Genomic DNA, 3,353 nt, shown 5'->3' with positions numbered 1-3,353 from the left:
TTAGAAAACGCTAAGGCTTCGGAAGCAACCGCTGCATCAAAAGTTTCCGATGCAAATGTTGACTTAAAGAATGCTGAGGCGAATAAAGAATTAGCTACGCCTGAAAAAATTGAAAAAACGAAGAATGAAATATCAGAAGTAAAAGCTGATATTGAGAAAAAGGAAACATCACTAAAAGATGCATCTGATAAAGTTCTAGAAGCTGAGAAAGAACGTAATCAGCAATCAGAAGTTATTAAAAAAGATCAAGATAAAATTTCAGAGCAAGAAAAGAAAGTTTCGACAGCTGAGGAAGCAGTAGCAACTGCACAAAAAAATCTTGATGGTACTGGAGCATCAGAAATCATTGCCGAAAGAGACAAAGCAAAAAGTGATGTATCGGAAAAAGAATCAGCAGAAGAAGCAGCGAAAAAGGCTTTGGAAAATGCTATTAGCGAAGACAAAAATAAAGCTGAAGAACTCAGTAAAGCTTCTGCTGATGAAAAAACGCAACTTAGTGCCAGTCAAGTTTCTGCAAAACAATTAGCAGATGCTAAAAAGGTTGCAGAAGAAGCAGCAAATGCATTAGTGAAGGCTCAAAAAGAGAAAGAAACTGCTCAGAAAGTTTTAGACGGTACTGGCGTTGAAGAAATTTTAGCAGAACGTGATGCTGCTAAGAAAAATTTAGATGCTACAACAGCAACTGAAAATACAGCTAAACAAGAACTCGATCGTGCCAAAGAAGCGGATGATAAAAAAGCTACTGCATTAAAAAATGCAAAATCAGTTGAAGCAGATCAAATAAAGAAAAGCCAAGAAACGGCAGCAAATTTGTCATCTGCTGAGGAAAAACAAAAACAAGCACAAGAGAATCTAAAGAAAGCTCAAGAAAATAAGGTTTCAGCGCAAAGTAATCTTGATGCTTCTGAATCACAACTTGCCCAAACAATCGCAAATCGTGATAGCAAAGCAAATGATTTAGCAAATAAACAAAATAGTAAGATTAGTGCAGAAGAAGAGCTCAAAACAGCTAAAGAAAATGATGCTAAGAAAGCTTCGGAAATTTCTGCTTTAACTACCAAGAAAAACCAAGAAGAGGCAAAAGTAAATGAAACTTCAAATGAGCTAGCGAGTGCTACATCAGCAGCTCAGGAAGCAAAAGAGAATAAAGAGAAGGCTGGTCAAGCGGTTGAAACGCTCAATAAACAAATTGCAGCAATTAAAAATCTTACTATTCCTCAATTGCCTCAGGATGTCATTGATGCCTACAAGGCTTATCTTGCCGATGACTCAGATGCAAATAAAAATGCCTTAAACGATCTTATTCAAAAATGGTTCACAGGTAGTAAGTATGATTTTGGTACTCCAGAAACGGAATATTCTCCTGAACACCAAAATATTGTTATCAAAGGTTGGCCAAATAAGGATATTGTTTTGCCTATCGATGACTCTGAAGTCGATTTGGATAATCTTACAGATAAACAGATTGAAGCTTTGAGTCAATATTATGTGCTTCTCGCAAACAATCTGCAAGACCAAGTCTGGGGAAACCATGATTTTATAGTTACTAAAGAATCTGTTCAAGGGATTAAAAATATTGCAAAAGCTTACGCTGATGAAAATAAACCATATGGCTCAGGACACAGTGATTCAGCTCTGGCGAAAGACGGCCTTGAGTCAATTGCATGGGCTGGAGAAAATATGAGCTTCAACAACACTTTGCTCGGATATGGAGGGTACTATTCAGAAGCTAAAGAAACTCGTAAAGCTACAATGTCTCAATTATATCGTGAAGTGTATGATGCAGTGATTAGCTTTATTACAAACGATGTTCATGCTTACTTCGGTCACATGAAACTCATGATTGGTGAAAAAGCCCCTACAAAAACTTGTGCTGTCGGGGCCGCAAATAGCTTTACCGCCAATGGCGTTGGGCGCATGCACTTTATTAAATTTAAAGGTCAAGATGCTCATCTTGAATACGTTAAAGATGAACAAACTGGAGAATATCATTTTGTAAATGTTGATGATTACTATGATAAAGGAATTGCCAAACCTCTAGCTACTCCATTTGATACTTCAAAAATGGAAGATGAATTAACAGCTGCTAAAGCTAAGCAGACTGCAGCAAATACAGCAAATGATTCTGCACAGAAACGTTTGGAAAAAGCTAAATCAGAAAATGATTCAAGTACAAAAGCTCTCAAAGAAACGACAGCAAAATTAGATGCTCTGGAAGCTACTCCTGACCAAACACCTGCCGCTACTATTAAATTGGAGAACGCTACACAAAACTATAATGAAGCACAAACCCAATTTAATAAGGCTCAAAGTGCACTTGATCAATTAAATGCTGATATTCAAAGCAAGCGTCAATCTTTAGCAAGTGCAAAAGATAATTTAGACCAAGCTACAAAAGCAGAAGTAAAAGCTAAATCTGATCTTGAAAAAACAAAACTAGAAAATCAAAATGCGAATCAAAATCTGAAACAAACTCAAAAACTTGTAGAAGAATTAATGTCAGTTCCTGATCAAACTCCAAGTGCACAAAAGAAATACGACACTGCGAAACAACTAAAAGAAGAAGCTGAAACAAGATATACCAAAGCTCAAACTGCTTTGGATAACTTAAATGCAGACCTTAAAGTTAAGCAAAAAGCATTAGAAACTGCAAAAGAGGAGCTTGAAAAAGCAAAAATAGCAGATAAGACTGCAAGAAAAAATTTAGATGAAGTAACTAAAATTCATGAAAAACATTTGGCAGCCTTAACAACTACACGTCAAACGATTGCAAGATTAAATTCAATCTCAGATAAGACACCTCTTGCACAAAAGAATTTAGATGAAGCTTCTCAAAAATTGATTGCTGCCAAAACTCGTTATGTCAAAGCACAAACAGCAGTTGATAATCTTAATGCAGATATTCAAACAAAACAAAAAGTTTTAGCAGATGCGCGTGCAGAATTGGATAAAGAACTTAAAGTTCTTTCAGATCTTAAAGCTAAAAAAGCTACGGATGAAGCAGAACTCAGAAACCGTCAGAATAAAGTTGAAGAGTTAAAAGCTAAAGAAAGTCAAATTAAGAATGAAATTTCTAAATTAAAGACTAACTTAGTTGCTTTAGAAACACTTTTGGATCATCTTGAAAATGCAGATGCATATTTGATGAAAGCAAAAGGAGCATATGACAATGCAGTTGAAGAGCACCGTTTAGCACTTGAGAATGTAGCAAGAGAGGAAGCTAAACTTAAAACACTTCTACAAGATCAATTGGATGCAACTGCCCAATATGAAGCTGTTAGGGAAGCCTATTTAAATACTCGTACAAGACAAAGCGAAGTCTTTAACGATAAAGTAGATCACAAGATGATTTC

Annotated in this window: 1 protein-coding gene; it reads left to right on the top strand. The window is 35.9% G+C overall.

All coding sequences use genetic code 11. The features are described from left to right. Window positions 1–3,353: SEC10/PgrA surface exclusion domain-containing protein (locus I2E70_RS10430; protein ID WP_195424687.1), on the top strand; the 3,353-nt coding region annotated here is incomplete at both ends.

This window comes from Streptococcus parasanguinis (genome assembly GCF_015556095.1).
Lineage (GTDB): Bacteria > Bacillota > Bacilli > Lactobacillales > Streptococcaceae > Streptococcus > Streptococcus parasanguinis_Q.
The sequence above is the reverse complement of the archived record's forward strand: the minus strand, read 5'-3'. Positions and strand labels throughout refer to the sequence as shown.